At 43.4% G+C, this 17,868-nt stretch carries 15 protein-coding genes; 6 read left to right on the top strand and 9 right to left on the bottom strand.

What is annotated here, in order from left to right:
* Positions 1-122: 122 nt before the first annotated feature.
* The 5 genes from GQS54_RS21710 to GQS54_RS23375 all read right to left on the bottom strand — a co-directional run bounded on the left by GQS54_RS21710 (position 123) and on the right by GQS54_RS23375 (position 5,830).
* Positions 123-692 (bottom strand): hypothetical protein, encoded by a 570-nt coding sequence (locus GQS54_RS21710; RefSeq protein ID WP_166426022.1) that lies wholly within the window; start codon positions 690-692, stop codon positions 123-125.
* A gap of 212 nt (positions 693-904) precedes the next feature.
* On the bottom strand, positions 905-3,079 hold the full coding sequence (locus GQS54_RS21705) for a glutamine synthetase III (protein WP_166426011.1): 2,175 nt from the start codon (positions 3,077-3,079) through the stop codon (positions 905-907).
* A 448-nt stretch (positions 3,080-3,527) separates the two neighbouring features.
* Complete coding sequence (locus GQS54_RS21700) at positions 3,528-3,959, bottom strand: 3TM-type holin (RefSeq protein WP_158771631.1); 432 nt, start codon at positions 3,957-3,959, stop codon at positions 3,528-3,530.
* A 38-nt stretch (positions 3,960-3,997) separates the two neighbouring features.
* Positions 3,998-5,383, bottom strand: a complete 1,386-nt coding sequence (locus GQS54_RS21695; protein ID WP_166426010.1) for an N-acetylmuramidase domain-containing protein — start codon at positions 5,381-5,383, stop codon at positions 3,998-4,000.
* A gap of 249 nt (positions 5,384-5,632) precedes the next feature.
* A complete protein-coding gene (locus tag GQS54_RS23375; protein ID WP_240920038.1) occupies positions 5,633-5,830 on the bottom strand; it encodes a hypothetical protein in 198 nt (65 codons plus the stop codon).
* A 739-nt stretch (positions 5,831-6,569) separates the two neighbouring features.
* Between GQS54_RS23375 and nhaA the strand changes: the two genes are divergently transcribed.
* The 5 genes from nhaA (at position 6,570) to GQS54_RS21665 (ending at position 11,802) form a co-directional block, all read left to right on the top strand.
* Positions 6,570-7,775, top strand: a complete 1,206-nt coding sequence (gene nhaA, locus GQS54_RS21685; RefSeq protein ID WP_166426021.1) for a Na+/H+ antiporter NhaA — start codon at positions 6,570-6,572, stop codon at positions 7,773-7,775.
* Positions 7,776-7,789: 14 nt separating this feature from the next.
* Positions 7,790-8,317 (top strand): Rap1a/Tai family immunity protein, encoded by a 528-nt coding sequence (locus GQS54_RS21680; protein WP_166426009.1) that lies wholly within the window; start codon positions 7,790-7,792, stop codon positions 8,315-8,317.
* Positions 8,318-9,136: 819 nt separating this feature from the next.
* Entirely contained in the window at positions 9,137-9,511 is a 375-nt protein-coding gene (locus GQS54_RS21675; RefSeq protein WP_166426008.1) for a PA2779 family protein, read from the top strand.
* Positions 9,512-9,540: 29 nt separating this feature from the next.
* Positions 9,541-10,530 (top strand): PA2778 family cysteine peptidase, encoded by a 990-nt coding sequence (locus GQS54_RS21670; protein WP_166426007.1) that lies wholly within the window; start codon positions 9,541-9,543, stop codon positions 10,528-10,530.
* A gap of 144 nt (positions 10,531-10,674) precedes the next feature.
* Complete coding sequence (locus tag GQS54_RS21665; protein WP_166426006.1) at positions 10,675-11,802, top strand: serine hydrolase domain-containing protein; 1,128 nt, start codon at positions 10,675-10,677, stop codon at positions 11,800-11,802.
* Between the two features lie 540 nt (positions 11,803-12,342).
* Here the strand turns inward: GQS54_RS21665 and hslU are convergent.
* The 4 genes from hslU to priA form a co-directional block, all read right to left on the bottom strand.
* On the bottom strand, positions 12,343-13,674 hold the full coding sequence (gene hslU / locus GQS54_RS21660) for an HslU--HslV peptidase ATPase subunit (RefSeq protein WP_166426005.1): 1,332 nt from the start codon (positions 13,672-13,674) through the stop codon (positions 12,343-12,345).
* Between the two features lie 72 nt (positions 13,675-13,746).
* Positions 13,747-14,271 (bottom strand): ATP-dependent protease subunit HslV, encoded by a 525-nt coding sequence (gene hslV, locus GQS54_RS21655; protein WP_166426004.1) that lies wholly within the window; start codon positions 14,269-14,271, stop codon positions 13,747-13,749.
* Between the two features lie 197 nt (positions 14,272-14,468).
* Positions 14,469-14,999 (bottom strand): SPOR domain-containing protein, encoded by a 531-nt coding sequence (locus tag GQS54_RS21650; protein WP_166426003.1) that lies wholly within the window; start codon positions 14,997-14,999, stop codon positions 14,469-14,471.
* 144 nt (positions 15,000-15,143) lie between these two features.
* Positions 15,144-17,321 (bottom strand): primosomal protein N', encoded by a 2,178-nt coding sequence (gene priA, locus GQS54_RS21645; protein ID WP_166426002.1) that lies wholly within the window; start codon positions 17,319-17,321, stop codon positions 15,144-15,146.
* Positions 17,322-17,547: 226 nt separating this feature from the next.
* On the opposite strand from priA, the gene rpmE reads away from it, so the two are divergent.
* A complete protein-coding gene (gene rpmE, locus GQS54_RS21640) occupies positions 17,548-17,763 on the top strand; it encodes a 50S ribosomal protein L31 (RefSeq protein WP_158771608.1) in 216 nt (71 codons plus the stop codon).
* The last annotated feature ends 105 nt before the right edge of the window (positions 17,764-17,868 follow it).

Raw genomic sequence — 17,868 nt, 5'->3', positions numbered from 1 at the left:
GATTAGCTTCAAAGCGTCTCGGTCAGATGGGGCAGCACAAGCGTAGTAATACGCACGCGCGAAATTAAATTCTAGATAGATGTACTAACAAGAAATGTGCGCTGTAGAAGCGCGAGAACGTACTAACTTAAGTAGGTGAGGGTGCCGGTATACTGGGTATTTCCGTCTTTCCAGCCAGCTAGGCGGCTGTGAGTATTTGGTGCGTCTGGTCGTAAATACCATGGTACAGCATTGTTAGCTGTTAACGGCGCCAAGAAATATTTTAGACCTAAAATTTCAGGTAGAAATTCATGCACTAAGACAAATATCGGCTCACTTTGAAATGTAGATCCAAAGGCACTGGCAGCTTGACGCTCGAAAGGCGGTAAGCTGACATTGTGGTTAAACCTGACTTCATAAACGGGGGTTTTATGGTCGTTTTTGCCACTATCATTTCGATCGTTAGCACGCTTGACTGGCGTCTTCGCACGCTCAAATAGGCTATTGGGCGACAGTAATGAACGAGACAACTGATCATAGGCTATATGTGCTTTTACACGTTCGAGGTCGCTCCCATTTGTATGCATAGGCGCTGCAGCGATAACGATATTGTCTGTGAATTGAGATAGATTTTCTGTCGCGCGGGCAGGGCTAACTATTGCTGTAAAAAGAGCAATACTCAAGCTGAAAATAAACGCGCGCCAAACCCACATGAAATTCAATTCAATCCATCAATAAAAGTCACGCTATGATAGTGATGAATGATGCAATTACAAGTTAAAGAGTGTGACAAAATAAGAAATGACCAAGCGCATCGCCAGAACTGATATTAAAAAAGGAGCCGAAGCTCCTTTTAGTTATTTCTTACTATTTATAATAGACTTTTGTACGAACGACACGATGGCCTTAGCGAAACAAACTAAGCTTATTTAATAAATAACATTTCTTGGTACTTAGGCAATGGCCATAAGTCATCCGCAACCATTGTTTCTAATTTATCTGCGTGCTCACGTACCTTAACTAACAGTGGGCATAGGGTTTTTGCACTGAAGCTCATATGAGCTTCAGTACTGCCAAAATCATGCTCCTCCAAAGCCGCTTTAAGTTCGTTAACCGCACTCATCATTGCGTTAGCTTGGGTAACCGCTTCAGCTAAATCTGTGTTTTCCAATGTTAAGCTCAGACCTGAAAGGGTTTGGCTAACATCGGCTAGATGCGTTAGGTGTTGGGTTACCGCAGGATATATTTGGGTGGTTGCCATATCGATCACTAACTTAGCTTCCACCTCTAGGGATAAAATATACTGCTCCGCGTAGACTTCGAAACGACTTAACAACTCATCTTTTGACAAGACACCTGTTTTGACAAACAAATCGACCACCGCTGGGTCTTTAAACTCAGGTAACGCATCAGCGCTGGTGGGTAAGTTTTTAAGACCGCGCACTTCAACTGCTTCTTTGTGCCACGCTTCGCTGTAGCCATCACCGCCGAAAATTACGTTACCGTGTAATTCCATTAACTCTTTAAGCACTATGATTACAGCTGCCGTTTTATCGGTGCCGTTAGCGAGAGCAGCTTCAAGTTTTTCAGCAATCCAGTCGAGTGAATCGGCTAGCATAGTGTTCATTGCAACCAAAGGACCCGATACAGATTGAGACGAGCCAACTGCTCGGAATTCAAAGCGATTGCCGGTAAATGCGAATGGCGAAGTACGGTTACGATCGCCCGGGTCTCTTTCAAATTTTAAAATTTGCGACAAGCCTAAATCCATTAAGCCACCTTGGGCCTTTTCAAGCAATTTGCCGGCTTTAATGTCATTAAATACGCTTTCAAGCTGGTCGCCTAAATAGACAGACAGAATTGCTGGTGGGGCTTCGTTGGCTCCCAAACGGTGATCGTTTGATGCAGAGGCTATAACCGCGCGAAGTAAACCACCATGTTTATGTACACCGCGGATAACAGCACCACAGAATAATAAGAAGTTAAGGTTATCGTGGGGGGTGCTACCTGGATCCAGCAAGTTACCTTGTGTGGCATTGCCTACTGACCAGTTAACGTGTTTACCTGAGCCATTTACGCCCGCAAATGGTTTTTCATGTAATAAACATAAAAATCCGTGTTCTTTGGCGGTGCTTTTCATTAAGGTCATCATCAATTGCTGATGATCAGCGGCAACGTTGGATGATTCAAAATAAGGCGCTATTTCAAATTGTCCAGGAGCAACTTCGTTATGATGGGTTTTTGCTGGAATGCCTAAGCGATATAGTTTGTCCTCATAAGCTTGCATGAAAACCTGTACACGGGCTGGAATGGCACCGAAGTAATGATCATCAAATTGCTGACCTTTCGCCGGAGGGGCACCAAATAGACTTCGTCCAGCTAGTAATAAATCAGGGCGCAAATTAGCAAAATGTTCATCAATCAAGAAATACTCTTGCTCAGCACCACAACTGGCATTGAGTGGCGCAATCTTGTCTTCGCCCATTAGGCTAAGTACTTTACGTGCCGCTTTATCCATTGCGGCATTTGAGCGCAATAGTGGAATTTTTTTGTCTAACGCTTCGCCCGTCCAAGAAATAAATACACTTGGTATCATCAACGTTGCGCCATTTGCTGTATGCATGATGTACGCTGGGCTTGTTGGATCCCAAGCGGTATATCCGCGAGCAGCGTTGGTCATGCGCAAGCTGCCGTTAGGGAAAGATGAACCATCTGGTTCACCTTTAATAAGCAGACTACCGGTGAATTCTGTGATGGCCGCCCCTTCAGGGTCGGTAATAATAAAGCCATCATGCTTTTCAGCTGTGATGTTGGTCATAGGATAAAAAATATGTGAGAAAAACTTTGCACCTTTACTGATCGCCCACACTTTCATTGCTGACGCCACAACGTCTGCAGTAGCGGGATCTAGAGGAGCGCCAGTCGTAACGGTGTTTTTAATGGCTTTAAATGCATTCTTGGACAAGTCTTCTTCCATTTTTGCTAAGCCAAATACGTCCGTTGCCCAAATATCAGTCAAAGGTTGCGGAGCCTTGCACTGCATTGGTGCTCTGTTGGTGATTTGCGTAATAGCGTTTAAGCGTGAAGCGTGACCAGACATAGAGTTTCCTTAAGCGTAAAATAGGTGTTTGTAAGCTGAGTGGCATTCATAGCGTTGAAGTGCTTCCTCTGAATAGATTTTATCTATTCAATAAACGCGCCAAAAAATGCTGTTTTTATCGCCAAGAATAACAATAGTCAAAATTTTCCAGTTAGCTCTCTGATATACCGTCTAAAACCAATGAAAATAGTCCCTGTGAGCAAGCTGGCTTGACATATTTGACTGAACAAAGACAAAAACCGTATCGACAATAATGAAACCGGGCGTTCCATTTTGGTGCAGAATTTAATTGGGCGAGTATTTTTGCTTTTTTTTGGTGCGTTGCGTATCGACTACATGTATCGACAATATACTACGCGCGCTGCATGCATCCGTATCGAGTAAACTTGGCGTAACTTGTGGTGTACGGGTGTGTAGATTACATAAGCAAGGCTGGACGGTTAAAAAATCACCCTTTAGCCGTTGGGGCTGTTTTACTGTCAGCCGGTCTAGCTTGCAAATACTGCTGAGTGATTTTCTCGGCTGACCGTCCTGCTACATAACCTCCTAAACCAATCTGTAATAAAATCCAAGCTTCCTTAGCTAATGGATTGGGCAACCAGCCAAAGCTGTCCATTACAACTAGCGCCAAAAAAGTCAGCATAGTTATAGGTCGCCAATTGCGCTGTATCCAAGACTGTCCGGTGGCCTCAGCGGTGATAATGGCAGTCTTACTTTGCAATAATTGACTTTCGTAGTCGATCACCTTAGCAAGCAATTCATTTTCTACCGCCTTGATCTGACTTTGCAGTTGTAAGCGTTCTTCGTCGCTGGTGTGAAGTTCGTCAACTAACTTCACAGCGGGTTCAAATAAATTACTGATAAAAGAAAATACGTTCATGATCTTGCTCCTAGCCTATCTTGATGGGCATAAAGGGGTTAAGCGCTCGGGAGTAACTTATGGAACGCATGGTAATGATTAGCGATTAGTCGCCCGTACAATTCTTTTTGTCCGCTGCCGTTATATAACGCGGCGAAGTTTTCAAAAGCTTGGTCTCGTAAATGTTGGCGCATGGTGTGATTGAAAAATTCAAATAATCCGTCAATATGCGCGGGGACACCCATAGAGAAAGCATCGAACATCTCTACCACAGACTGATAACCAATGCGTTCAAAATGAAACCCCATGATTTGGGGAGCGCCCATGCTTATTGATTGCATTGCGGCGTTTTCATCTAAACTGCGGGCAAATTCAAATACCTGCCATTCTCTAGACTGCTCGCCATGAAACCCTTGCCAAGGATCCGCAGGATTAGCTCGCCATTGATGCTTGGTCCATACCTTTTTTGGGTTGTAAGTGAAATGCTGGCGATACTGTTGAGCGTGGTGTTTTCCCCAAAATTTCCAAAATTTGTGATTCTCGAAGCGGATAATGAGTCGATCGGCATTATTTTGTTCAAAGCCTTTCCCTCGACTCTCGACACATAGCACAGCGACTGCACAGGCTACCGCTAACTCCTTTTCAGAGCACAGCTGACTAAGTAATGCGCCCCAACGATTCCATGTTGCTGCTACGGCGCGCTGCTCTTTGGTGCCCACGACGGCTAGAATTATATCGGGCGTTAGTTTTGGTTGAGTGTCTTGCGGTTGTGCCAATGGGGGGAACTCGTCATCAATTTGCTCTTCGTCAAATAATTCACCTTCATGGTCTGCTGATATAACAAAGGATAATTCAGAAACTGCAGGAGTGGGCTGTAAGTAGGCACTTACCACGTAGCCCCGGTTTCCATTAAAACGAATTTGGCACCAGTTTTGTTGCTCGCCTTCCACCCACACTGTGCTGTTAACAGCTAGCTGACCAAAAACGCTACCTCGGCGATTAGGTGCACTTCTGACGTTTAACGCGCTAGCCGTTACAGTGGCGTAATAGCCGTTATTTGCATAAACCAAGTCTACATGTTTTGCGAAGGTATAGGCTTGATGGCCATTAAACTCTACTTCTAGCCAATCACCGACGACTGCCAATGTTTTTATCGAGGCCCCAAGGGCGAGAGTCGCTATTACTTTTGTACTAGCACTTGGGCCTTGGCGGATATTCAATAGATTTGTATTCACCGTGCCCGTCAGTCGGGTGAGATCGTTAACAGCTTGCAAGTAATATCCAGCGGCAAAACCAAATGTGCCGCTGAATCTAAATTGTACCCAATCATGTTGCATAGGCGTGGCAACAATGACCATCCCCTTGGTTAGTTGGCCAACAACTGCGCTAGTGATCGTGGGCATGCTACGTACATTGAGCAAATCTGCACTCACTGCCCCTAACATGATAATGACTCATTGCTTAAAATCGTGAGCTTTAATTCGCTGATAAAGCCCAGTGTGTAACATTGGGGAGCAAGCAGCATAACCAAACGATGCAGTGCTAAAGCAGCGGATTCTATTCGAAAGAACATGATGTGCCTCCTGCTATCTATTCATTCCTCTTAAATTGATAGCAGGTTTACCGTACTTTACTAGCTTTTTGGTTAAAAAACATACAATGCGAGGCGTGTATATAAAAACGAGTGAGAGCGATTACTTTTTAGCCGTGGGGGTTAATAAAGGAGTAAGCCAAGGGTTACTAACCTTGCGCTCGGGTAAAATAAGATACAAGCACTCTGTAAGCGAATAAGTTCTACGGATCACTTTCACTGTATATTGTTTCTCTATATCGATTTCTACCGATGTGAGTGAGCAAAATACACCATAGCCACGTTGAGCAAAAACTTTCATAAGCGCACCATCTTCAAACATCGGTTGATATTTTAAGGGGATACTATGTTAGGCAAACTAGGCCAGAATCGATAATTTTTGAGCAGATTTATCTGCCTGGAATTAAAAACGGTTTACTGTTTAAACTTGCGGGAAATTATCAATATATTCATGGGCCTGATTTCGAGCGAGAAAAAAACCAAGCCGCTGTACTCCAATAGATGGTTGTAGGCTTTAATCTTGCTCGAGCGTGGTAAAGGCTTGTCAGGCAATAAGCCAGCAATTTTATTCAATACCAGTTCAGCGCTGAGACTATTTAAATCCCTTTCTTTAGATACTAGCCGCACATCAGAATGTTGAGGAAGACACGGCTGAAAAATATTAAAGGTGCGTACTTTTGGTAACCCGTCTATTACATCAACTCATAACACTAATTACTGATTTTGCCGTTGGTTTTTCACTGAAATTAATCATTCGGTTCCCACACTAAAAATGTCTTTGGCGAAATTGTAAGTCAATTTTCTCTGACTATTTAATTGCAGTCGTTTACCTGCTCGGTCAAATAAATCAAAGGCAAAATAGGCTTCGAGTGTGGGAATTTGCTTACTGATTGTTTGAAGGGGGAGGTGCAAAACACTTGACGTATATATTAAATACTTGAAACACCTCAGGTAAAGTCTAAAATATTGAGGTGGCATAGGATATTCTAGATATTGAAGAATATGACCGTGCTAACCTACTTATATGGAAGAATATGAACGTGCCAAGCTACTTAAGTAAATTAATACAACACGAAGCTGCAGGTGGCGTGATCCTTGTTATTGCCGCTGCAGTTGCAATGATATTAGCTAACTCTCCAGCATTTGGTTTTTATAATGGACTGCTGGAAATACCAGTCAGCATCCGTTTTGGTGCATTCGAAATCGCAAAGCCATTACTGTTATGGGTTAACGATGGACTCATGGCTATATTTTTCTTCTTGGTGGGACTTGAGGTCAAACGAGAAATTCTTGATGGACAGCTGTCCTCTATTTCACAGATTACCTTGCCAGCCGTTGCCGCAATAGCAGGAATTGCATTTCCTGCTCTTATCTACGTGTGGTTTAACGCTGACGATCCTGTTGCGGTGAATGGCTGGGCAATTCCATCCGCTACTGATATCGCCTTTGCCGTTGGTGTTTTTACTATATTCGGCAAATTTCTACCACTGAGCTTAAAGTTGTTCCTGCTCAGCGTCGCTATCTTTGATGACATAGGTGCGATCGTGATTATAGCTCTGTTTTACTCACAGGACTTATCTACGACCTCGCTGATTGTCGCCTTTGTCGGTTTATTTGCGCTGTTCTTACTTAATCATTTCAATGTGCGTCGCCAGGCTGCTTATATCTTAATTGGCGTGGTGGTTTGGGCTGCGGTACTTAAATCCGGGGTTCACGCAACTTTAGCCGGTTTCGCTTTAGCTTGGTTTATTCCCCTTAAGCTGAGGAACGAAGATGGTCACCCTATGTTGCCGCATCTTGAGCATAAGCTTCATCCTTGGGTTGCCTTCGTGGTGCTGCCAATATTCGCCTTTGCCAATGCGGGAGTATCATTATTTGGAGCAAGTTTGTCTGACTTACTCAACCCTATTACTCTGGGGATCGCTGCCGGTCTGTTTGTAGGCAAGCAGCTAGGTATTTTTGGCGTGTGTTGGTTAACCGTAAAAACGGGTTTAGCCAAATTGCCAGAAGGGGCCAACTGGGTCCAGTTATATGGTGTTAGTTTGCTGTGTGGTATTGGCTTTACCATGAGTTTATTTATCGGTAGTCTGGCATTCGAGGAGCAAGGTTTAGCGTATCAAACTAGCGTAAAAGTGGGTGTGTTGCTTGGGTCGTTGATCTCTGCCGTGTTGGGGGCTGCTTTGCTGGCCAGAAGTAACGCTAAATCTAAAGAACGTATTGAGCGTAATGCCGCTCAACAGACTTAACTGTGGAGAATGCTATGCACAATTTATCGATCAACAATTTTATAAAAAATAAATCTTATCAGGTTATTTTTCTGGGCCTAGGGTTAGCGATTTTACCTAATGTATCTTTCGCTATGATGGATACCAAATCCTCGAAAGGCAATGATACTGCCCATGGAGTGTGGCAGAGTTGCCAAGTGCTGAAATCTGAATCTGCTAATCAACAAAATATAAAGCCATCACCCAGTTCAACTTGCTACCAATTTATTAAGGGCTTCTTACATGGAGCTGTGCTCACAGACACTCAGATAATGCGTGGATTAGAAGACAACAAAGGGATGAGTTCGTTTTCTCAACGAGCTATACGAACCCGAGTGGGTAAATCAAGAGCGACTGATGCCGAAACTTATTTAGCTAAATTTTGCTTGCCTGATGCGGATGTCGATCATGACGTGGTTGTGTCGGTACTGAATGCTTTACCAAATGAGCTAAACCATAGGCAGACTGTGGAAAGTGAGGTATATGAAGCCGTTAAAAAAGCCTACCCATGTGAGGAAAACTAGTGGAAGGAAACTCTGTTGTTAGGGGGGGTGTACAAATAGCAAATACTCGTTTTAAGTGTCATTTCCATTTAAAACAGGATGTTAAATGCGGTTCATTTATGACAGGTATTTAACTGCGATAATATTAGCCGTTCTTGTATTAGTTGGGTGCAGTAGTCATGCACTTAGCGAAGACGTTTATGTTGAGACAGCTAAAAATACTGATTTAGAAATCGCTAAAGACCACTTCAAACTACACACGTCCCCAGCATTGTAGATATATTCTCTCTTATAGCGCCATACTTACATAAAAGCTTTTTTGGTTTGGCGAAAGCGCAATATCAGTTAGGCGAAATGGGTCATGCCGAAGCATCGTTAAAAAGGCGATGCAGATATCGTATTTGTCTGATGATAAAAACTGTATCAAGCGAAAATCAATACACTGCATTAGTTAGCTCATAACCCGCAGGAGTTTCTGCTTGGCCGCTAGCGTGGCTTTGTGAACTGTGAACTAATTACATAAGTCATGTAGCCTTTTCTTTTTTCGTTGGTTATTTGCGACAACAGCTAAACCTTTACGTTCTTCTAACTTAATTAACTTATTGTTTTTAAATAGTTAATTGTTGTATTTCAATCGTTTTTGTCTTTGGCGCATTACTTGTATATTGCTTGTATATTTTTTGTAAAAGTACCAAGTGTAGCGCAACACTATTGAGGGCCTGTCGAGTCACAATTTTATAGGTGCGAGGTAACCGCTATATGTAAAAACAAATGTTGGAGTGTCGTGAATTCGTCACGATTGCATTAGCCCACATTTAATAACATAAAAAAGAGAACACTATGACTAAATTAATCACACTTATTAGCACATTAGTTTTATCCATTGGCTTAGGTACAGCATCCGCTGGGGTGTATACCTCAAACGACGTTTTGAATCAGGCGCAATACCAATTTAGTAAGCAGCAAGTGCTGGGAATGGTTGATAGTCAAGATGTGTTGGCGCAGCTTGAAAAGCTAGGCGTTAGCCCTGTTGATGCGAAAAATCGCATCAACAGCATGACACAAGGCGAGTTAAACTCTTTGAACGAACAGATGAACAACATGCCCGCAGGCGGTATCGTCGGAGCCATTGTCACTGTGTTAGCCGTGGTTGCTTTACTTGATTTACTAGGCGTGACTGATGTTTATCCCTTCATTCGTCCGATTAATCATTAATCATCGGGTTATCAAGAGCCATTAATATTATGCTTAAACAATGCAGGGCTGGCATCGTTGTCAGCCTTTTGTATTTATTGTGCGCGTGTCAAAGTGCCCCCCAAAGCCAGCAATTACTCGCCAGCACGCACAACTTCCCTGATAAGTATGAAATTGCTAATGTGCCTTTTTATTCCCAACAAGCGTTTTATTGTGGCCCTACTACGTTAGCTGAAGTATTTAATTTTTACGGTGCGGATTCAACACCGCAAAAAATTGCGCCAAACTTATTCGTACCTGCATTAGAAGGTAGTTTGCAACTTGAAATGGTTTCTGCAAGCCGCCAACAGGGTTTGTTAGCCTATGCTGAAAAAGGAAATTTTCATCAATTGATCGGGCTTGTTCGAGATGACATTCCGGTAGTCGTTTTACAGAATGTGTCTATTTCTTGGTTACCCATGTGGCACTATGCGGTCGTTATTGGTTACGACATAAGTACACAAGAAGTGATTCTGCACACGGGAGAAACTGAGCGACATAGACTTAATTTTTCGACGTTTGAGCGGACGTGGGCTCGAGGGAATTATTGGCTGTTGGCGGCAGTTCCTGGAGATAAAATAAGCAGTCAATTTATGCCACTGGCTTATACCCAAGCTGCTCAAGATTTGTTGAGTACCGGGAAAAAGCAAGTAGGTCAAACCGCATTACAAACGGCTATATCGACGTGGCCAGACTATTGGTTGAGTTATTTTTTATTAGCTAACGATTACCTAATGAATGATCTCCAACAAGCTGTTGTTTGGTATCAAAAGGGCTATGAATATGCACAAGATAATGTGCCTTATTTAAATAATTATGCCTACGCGTTAGCTAAACTGGGCTGCGAGAGCCAAGCAAGGATGATGATTAATAAAGCATTAGCTTATAAACCGAGTGATGTTAATGCGCTTGATACGCAACAACAAATTTCTAACTTGACCCAAGAAGCAGTACTTTCAAGCAAAAACTCTGCGACTCAATGTCCATTGATTCGAATGTAGCCAAAGTCTTGGTTCGAAATTTACTGAATGGCTAATAAATAGACATAAAAAACGCTGATATTACTTACGCTTTTAACCGTGTTAAAAAGGTCTAATAGCAAGGTGATTACGCCCTGATAGTTGCCATTAAAGTGGGAGTATTTTATGTCATCAGTTGAAATAAAAGGTACTTGGGAGCCTGAATTTAATTTAGTGGTTGACGCATTCAAAGCCAATTTTGATCCACAAAGTGCGACGATCGAGCAAGGTGCGGCGTTTACCCTTTTTCATCAAGGAAGACTTGTCGTTGATATACATGGTGGTACGCGAAACGCAGCCCTCGAGCCTTGGCAACAAGACACTCTAGTCAATGTATTCTCGACGACCAAAGGCATAGCTGCATTGTGTATTGCGCATTTAGTCGAACTGGGGCGTTTGGGATATAACGATCGTATCGCTACGCACTGGCCTGAATTTGCCATAAACGGCAAGCAAGACATAACTTTAGCGCAAGTGTTGTCTCATCAAACAGGTCTGAACGCATTTGAAACGCCCACCACATTGGATGATTTACTTGATTGGGAGCTATGTTGTACGAAACTCGCGGCTCAAACACCGTTCTTTCCACCGGGTTCTAGAACATGCTATCAAGCGCTTACGTTTGGGTTTTTAGTGGGGGAAGTGGTTCGCCGAGTATCGGGATTAACCATAGGTGAATATCTCGAACAAAATATTTGTCATCCAAGCAATATCGATTTTCATATCGGTTTACCCGAGAATCAACACGCTAGAATTGCGGACTTATTTGCCCCAACGCGTGCTCCTTCTATGCCTAAAAATATGCCTAGCTACGCGCTTGCGAGTATGACTAATCCTGTGTTAAGAGCTGATTTTATGCTTAAAAGCCAAACCCGCTGTGCTCAGCTACCAGCGGTAAATGGCCATGGCAGTGCAAATGCGGTGGCTAGTCTATATGAATTATACAGTGCTGAAAAAGGCTTAATCAGTGCTGAAACCCTAGCTCTAACCACTGAAGTACAGAGTAGCCGCTCGGATGACTTAATTGGTTTGCCTGTACATTGGGCGATGGGGTTGGTGGTTAATTCGCTAGCTAACACTTATGGCAAAGAGCCCAAGACCTTTGGACATAGCGGATGGGGCGGTTCATTTGGCTGCCATGATCCGATTAATCGTTTATCTATGGGTTATGTGTGTAACCAAATGAGCCCAGATTTGGTTGGTGACGCGCGCAGCCAAAACTTGATTAAGCAGGCTTATGCCTGTTTAGGTTAGCAAATCAGATAAAATGTATTTGAAAGCGCAGTCGTCGTCAGTATTTTGCGCCGCCATGTAATTACCATCCTCCTTTGGGATGGTAATTTCTTCTATTTAGGGTCATGTTCCTAAGCCAATGTGCAAGTACGAGTTCATACTCTGAGAAAAAGCAGCAGAATTAGAACTAACTCTGCGGGGGCGATTTTTTTACATGCTTTAATCATGAGTAAAGCGCAGTGAGTGCAGCCTTCAAAGCGTAAATGCGTTGTCCATTCTGATGCGGTCTCTTTTCGTTGCTCGTGTAGGTCGACCGAACTTTGAGCCATGCCCAATAACAATACCAAAATAACGAATTTAGGGGCAAAGAAGTCTACGTAAAATTAAATGCCACAATAATCACAAAAGAAATACTAGAAGAATTAACTATACACATTGTATGTTTGTTAGCGGATAAGCAGTTTGCCGGCTAAATAGATGGATAAGGTTCAGGGCAAAAAAAACGAAGCCATTAAGCTGACTTCGTCTTTAGGATTTCTATTGATCGTTGCATTAAGTCGATTATAAAATAAAGCGGCTCAAATCTTCATTTTCAACCAGCATTTCTAGGTGATCATTCACGTATTTCGCATCGACGGTGAGCTGTTCGCCACTTTTTTCTGAAGCATCAAACGAAATATCTTCCATTAGACGTTCCATTACAGTGTGCAAACGTCGCGCGCCAATATTTTCGGTACGCTCATTAACTTGCCATGCAGCCTGAGCTATACGCTCAATACCCTCTTCGGTAAATTCAACGTCGACACCTTCAGTTTTAAGCAAAGCGATATATTGCTCAGTAAGGGACGCGTTTGGCTCCGTTAAAATACGTATGAAGTCATGAGCTGTGAGCGCTTCCAATTCTACCCGAATTGGCAAACGGCCTTGCAACTCAGGAATTAAATCAGAAGGTTTAACCATCTGAAATGCACCTGATGCGATAAACAAGATGTGGTCAGTTTTCACCATACCGTGTTTAGTGGACACCGTTGAGCCTTCCACTAAAGGTAACAAGTCACGCTGAACACCTTCGCGAGAAACATCGCCACCACTGGTAGAGCCTTCGCGCTTACAAATTTTGTCGATTTCATCGATAAAAACGATACCGTTTTGTTCAAGGGACTCAATGGCGTTAGCTTTTAAGTCTTCTTGATTGACCAAGCGAGCAGCTTCTTCTTCAATTAATAGTTTAAAGGCTTCTTTGATCTTAAGCTTTTTCTTTTTCTTCTGGGATCCAGATAGATTTTGGAACATGCCTTGTAATTGATTGGTCATCTCTTCCATGCCTGGAGGGGCCATGATCTCTACGCCAACCTGAGGTAAGGCCACATCAATTTCAATTTCTTTATCGTCTAGCTGACCCTCACGTAATTTTTTACGGAAAGTCTGGCGAGTACCTTTATCTTCATTCTTTTCTTTTTCGCCCCATTGATTTTCAGCTGGTGGCAATAATACGTCTAAAATACGCTCTTCAGCGGCTTCTTCAGCGCGGTACTTAACTTTTGTCGTTTCTTGTTCTTTAGCCATTTTCACGGCGATATCAGCAAGATCACGAATAATAGTTTCAACTTCTTTACCAACGTAACCCACTTCGGTGAATTTAGTCGCTTCAACTTTAATAAACGGTGCGTTAGCCAGTTTTGCTAAACGGCGAGCGATTTCGGTTTTACCTACACCTGTAGGACCAATCATCAAAATATTTTTTGGCGTGACTTCTTGGCGTAAGTCACCGTCTAACTGCATACGTCTCCAACGGTTACGTAGGGCAACTGATACGGCGCGTTTTGCATTTTTTTGGCCAATGATATGGCGGTCCAATTCGTGGACAATTTCTCTTGGGGTCATTTCTGACATAAGTTAACCCTTATATATTTGGACTTGAACAGCCGCGTGTACGGCGTCTGTATCGTCTAGTAACAACGAACGTTAATAATCAATTTTTTCTATGGTTTGGCTATGGTTGGTAAACACACAAATGTCACCGGCAATAGTTAAGGCTTTTTGGGCTATTTCCTCTGCGCTTAATTCGGTATTTTCTAATAGGGCACTCGCAGCAGCTTGAGCGTAAGGTCCACCTGAACCGATAGCAATTAGGTCGTTTTCTGGCTGAACAACGTCACCGTTACCGGTGATAATAAAAGAAGCTGTCTCGTCGGCTACAGCCAATAAAGCCTCGAGCTTGCGTAGCATGCGGTCAGTTCGCCAATCTTTGGCTAATTCGACGGCGGCACGGGTTAGATTACCTTGATGCATTTCTAATTTTGACTCGAAACGTTCAAATAAGGTGAAGGCGTCAGCAGTGCCACCAGCAAAGCCAGCAATGACTTTGTCATGATAAAGACGGCGCACTTTCTTTGCGTTGCCTTTCATTACGGTGTTGCCAAGTGAAACTTGGCCATCGCCAGCGATAACAACTTGGTTACCGCGACGTACAGATACGATTGTAGTCACAGAAATTCCTCAATGGTTTAACAGCAATGCCCACTAAAATGGGGTTGGACATTACGACAATTGACTTAGATGTGGGGAGCAATCATAAATTTTCAAGTAACGGAGAAGAGTCAAAACGTAAACGAATTGAACTAAAAAGAGCTACCGAACAGCAGCTCCTTTGTTGAGAGGTTAAGTTAGCGCAATGAACGAGAGGTTTACAAATTCCACAACCAGATTTGGCAACCGTTTATTTTTGCGCGCTGTAATGTATGACGTTGCTTTTCGGCTAATCGCTTGCTTTCATAGGGACCAATAATAACGCGATACCAACGTCCTGATGAGCCATCACTGGCGCGCACTTGTGCCTCCAAACCTTGAAAGGCAATGCGTGCCTTTAATTCCTCAGCCTGACCTTGTTTCCTAAAAGACCCGCACTGCATCAAATAACGTTTTTCTGATGCTTCGCGCTCCTCTACGTCAACTTCAACACTATATTCAGGCAAGGTTTTAATAAATTCCCATTCTTCTTCTGGTGCATCAGGTAAAGGATCTACTTGTTCACTTTTGGTACTGGCTTTTTTATGGACAGGATCTTCCGCTTTGTCATTGATTGACCATAAAAAGTAGCCAAAACCGAAGAGCAATGCCAACGTGACAACAATACGTACCCAAGGTAAAGAGCGCTTTTCTGGTTCTGGAGGGGTTTTAGGGTTTCGCCCTCGAGCGACATAATCTTTGTGAGCCATCTTTAACATCCGAATACTAAGGCTAGAAGAGTCGCGGATTTTACCCTGCTCAGATTAATCCTCAATCACAATTTAGTATTAAGGCGAAATAACATCCGCTATTGAGTGTTGCATTGCTAACGGCAACGTTCATTCCCAAGGACGTTACATGAAATCTTGTGGGTCGACGTCTAATGCCCAGCGTACTTTAGTGGCCAGCGGTAGTTGTTCGATATTAGGCATGGCATGTGCCAAAGCATGTTGCAGTGCGCCACGATTGTTGCTCATTAAAACTAACTGCATGCGAAATTTACCTTGACGCTTTTCCATCAAAGCCGGCAGAGGGCCGATACACTGGACATGTTTTGAATAGCTAAATTGGGTCGCGATATCAATTAGCAATTGATTGGCTAAGCGAGCATCAGTTGACTGCGCTCTAAATAGTGCTTGATAAGTATGCGGGGGTAGCATCGCTTGCCGGCGTTCAAGTAATGCATAGCGAGCAAAGTGAGAATAGCCATTATTGAGCAAGTCTTGTAGCAAGGGATGACTGGGGTCATGGGTTTGTAGCCACATTTCGCCAGGTTTTTCGGCACGCCCAGCACGCCCAGCTAATTGTGTAACCAATTGGGCAAGATGCTCTGCGGCCCGATAATCGGCGCTAAAAAGAGCGCCATCTACTTCTAATATCACTACCAGCGTAACGTTCGGGAAATGATGTCCTTTGGACAATATTTGTGTACCGATAAGAATTTGGTATTCGTTGCGATTAATTTTATCCAGCATATCGTTAAGACGATTTTTACCTCTAGCGCTATCACTGTCGATGCGCACGCTCTTATATTGCGGGAAAAGCTGTTGTAAACCTTGCTCTAGCTGCTCGGTACCGATACCCATAGCACCAAGTTCAGTGCCACCACAGCTTTGGCAGCGTTTGGGTATCGCTTTGGCACTGCCACAGTGGTGGCACTGTAATTTGTAAAGCTGCTTATGCAAGGTATATGGTTTATTACATCCTGGGCATTCTTCCACATGTCCGCATGTGTGACAGACTAATGCTGGAGCGTAACCACGGCGGTTAATGAATAACATGACCTGACTTTCTTGCGCTAAATGCTGACCAATGCGCTCGACAATGCCTTTCGCTAGGCCAAATTCTAAAGGTTGGTTACGGATATCCAGCACTTGTTGTTTTGGGTGCGAGGCATTGCCCGCCCGCTCATTTAAAATAAGGTGTTCATATTTGCCATTCAATGCATTGTTGAGCGATTCAAGCGCAGGGGTTGCAGAACCGAGAACCAGCGGAATGTTTTCTTGCACTGCGCGCATAACAGCTAGGTCGCGGGCGTGATAACGCAGACCATCTTGTTGTTTGTAAGATGCGTCGTGCTCTTCATCTACGATTAACATACCTGGGTTACGCATAGGGGTGAAAATGGCTGAGCGGGTACCAATAATAATGGGTAGCTGACCTGCATAACTTTGTTGCCAAACGAGTAAGCGCTCATTGTCAGTCAAATTTGAATGCAAAATGCCCACAGGTACATTAAAACGCTCAGCAAAACGCTGCACTGTTTGCGGGGTCAAGCCTATTTCAGGTACTAAAATTAGTACTTGTTGTCCTTTGCTTAGTACGCTTTCTATGGCTTGCAGATAAACTTCGGTTTTTCCGCTTCCGGTTACTCCCTCGATTAAAAAACTGGCGTATTGACCAATTTTGCCAGTGATTTGGCTAATGGCGATGGCTTGTTCAATATTCGGGGTGGGTTTATCGCCAATACTCAAATGTGCCAGCCAGTTGGTATCCAGTGACGGTACCCGCTCGAATTGACTAACAAATCCTTTTTCTATTAGGGCCTTGACAGTAGTGCTAGCATATTCGGACATGACACTAGAATAGCGTGTTTCACTTTTTTGTAATTGCACGAGTAATTGTTGTTGTTTGCGTGCTTTACCTAGGCTCTCTGGCGACACTTGCCGACCTTCTTCTGTGATGCACAGATAGCTAACAGGTTTAGGCTGACTTGAACCACCCTTGCGCAGTGATACAGGCATGGCGCTATGCAGTACATCACCAATAGGGTGTTGATAGTATTGACTTAGCCATTGGCAAAGCTTGAGCTGAACAGGACTGAAAATTGATTCGCTGTCGAGTACTTCAATAATGGCCTTGATCTTATTGCTTTGCCATTGCGAATGCTCGGTTGTGTCAAGCACGACTCCAATTAATTGACGAGGTCCAAATGGCACGCGTACCCTAATACCTGGTTCAAGGGCGCCGGTGTGTTGATATTCAAAAAATTGGCGCTTGGGAACAGGAACAGCGACGCGGATAATGGGCATAACAGGCTAATCGTCTTTTAAGTTGGTGGTTTTTAAGAGTATGGGCAGTTGAAGTTTATATAATTGTCCATATATTCAGCAATAGAGCTTGATCGGGGCAAGGTGTTACATTAATATGCCCGGCTCTTTGCGGCAAGCCGCATTGATCGCATAATTTGAATTTAATTTGCGTATGGTGTTCAACTTCGGGTTGGATAGCGATACGGCCTTACTTTAAGGGTAATCCATGAAACAAGGTATACATCCAGACTACCAAGACATGACTGCAACATGCTCATGTGGAAACAAAATCGTCGTTCGCTCAACTTTGAAGAAAGATATCAACTTGGACGTATGTTCAGCTTGCCATCCTTTCTACACTGGTAAGCAGCGTAACGTTGATACTGGTGGTCGTGTTGACAAGTTCAACAAGCGTTTTACCGCTCTTAGCACTAAGAAGTAAGCGAATAAACGTAATAAAAAAGGCGCTTTTTGAAGTGACCCCATAAAGTTGGACTCATTTCTAAGCGGCAACCAAGGCCTGATGTCGATATTGTATCGGACTCAG

The organism is Paraglaciecola sp. 20A4 (assembly GCF_011378905.1).
In the GTDB taxonomy this organism is placed as follows: Bacteria; Pseudomonadota; Gammaproteobacteria; order Enterobacterales; family Alteromonadaceae; genus Paraglaciecola.
The sequence above is the reverse complement of the archived record's forward strand: the minus strand, read 5'-3'. Positions and strand labels throughout refer to the sequence as shown.

What these genes read in the sequence shown, in the direction of transcription:
- GQS54_RS21670 (WP_166426007.1), top strand. Translation starts at nt 9,541, where the DNA reads ATGCTTAAACAATGCAGGGCTGGCATCGTTGTCAGCCTTTTGTATTTA.
- rpmE (WP_158771608.1), top strand. Translation starts at nt 17,548, where the DNA reads ATGAAACAAGGTATACATCCAGACTACCAAGACATGACTGCAACATGC.
- GQS54_RS21650 (WP_166426003.1), bottom strand. Translation starts at nt 14,999, where the DNA reads ATGGCTCACAAAGATTATGTCGCTCGAGGGCGAAACCCTAAAACCCCT.
- GQS54_RS21705 (WP_166426011.1), bottom strand. Translation starts at nt 3,079, where the DNA reads ATGTCTGGTCACGCTTCACGCTTAAACGCTATTACGCAAATCACCAAC.
- GQS54_RS21695 (WP_166426010.1), bottom strand. Translation starts at nt 5,383, where the DNA reads ATGTTAGGGGCAGTGAGTGCAGATTTGCTCAATGTACGTAGCATGCCC.
- GQS54_RS21680 (WP_166426009.1), top strand. Translation starts at nt 7,790, where the DNA reads ATGCACAATTTATCGATCAACAATTTTATAAAAAATAAATCTTATCAG.
- GQS54_RS21700 (WP_158771631.1), bottom strand. Translation starts at nt 3,959, where the DNA reads ATGAACGTATTTTCTTTTATCAGTAATTTATTTGAACCCGCTGTGAAG.
- hslU (WP_166426005.1), bottom strand. Translation starts at nt 13,674, where the DNA reads ATGTCAGAAATGACCCCAAGAGAAATTGTCCACGAATTGGACCGCCAT.
- GQS54_RS23375 (WP_240920038.1), bottom strand. Translation starts at nt 5,830, where the DNA reads ATGAAAGTTTTTGCTCAACGTGGCTATGGTGTATTTTGCTCACTCACA.
- GQS54_RS21665 (WP_166426006.1), top strand. Translation starts at nt 10,675, where the DNA reads ATGTCATCAGTTGAAATAAAAGGTACTTGGGAGCCTGAATTTAATTTA.
- priA (WP_166426002.1), bottom strand. Translation starts at nt 17,321, where the DNA reads ATGCCCATTATCCGCGTCGCTGTTCCTGTTCCCAAGCGCCAATTTTTT.
- GQS54_RS21710 (WP_166426022.1), bottom strand. Translation starts at nt 692, where the DNA reads ATGTGGGTTTGGCGCGCGTTTATTTTCAGCTTGAGTATTGCTCTTTTT.
- GQS54_RS21675 (WP_166426008.1), top strand. Translation starts at nt 9,137, where the DNA reads ATGACTAAATTAATCACACTTATTAGCACATTAGTTTTATCCATTGGC.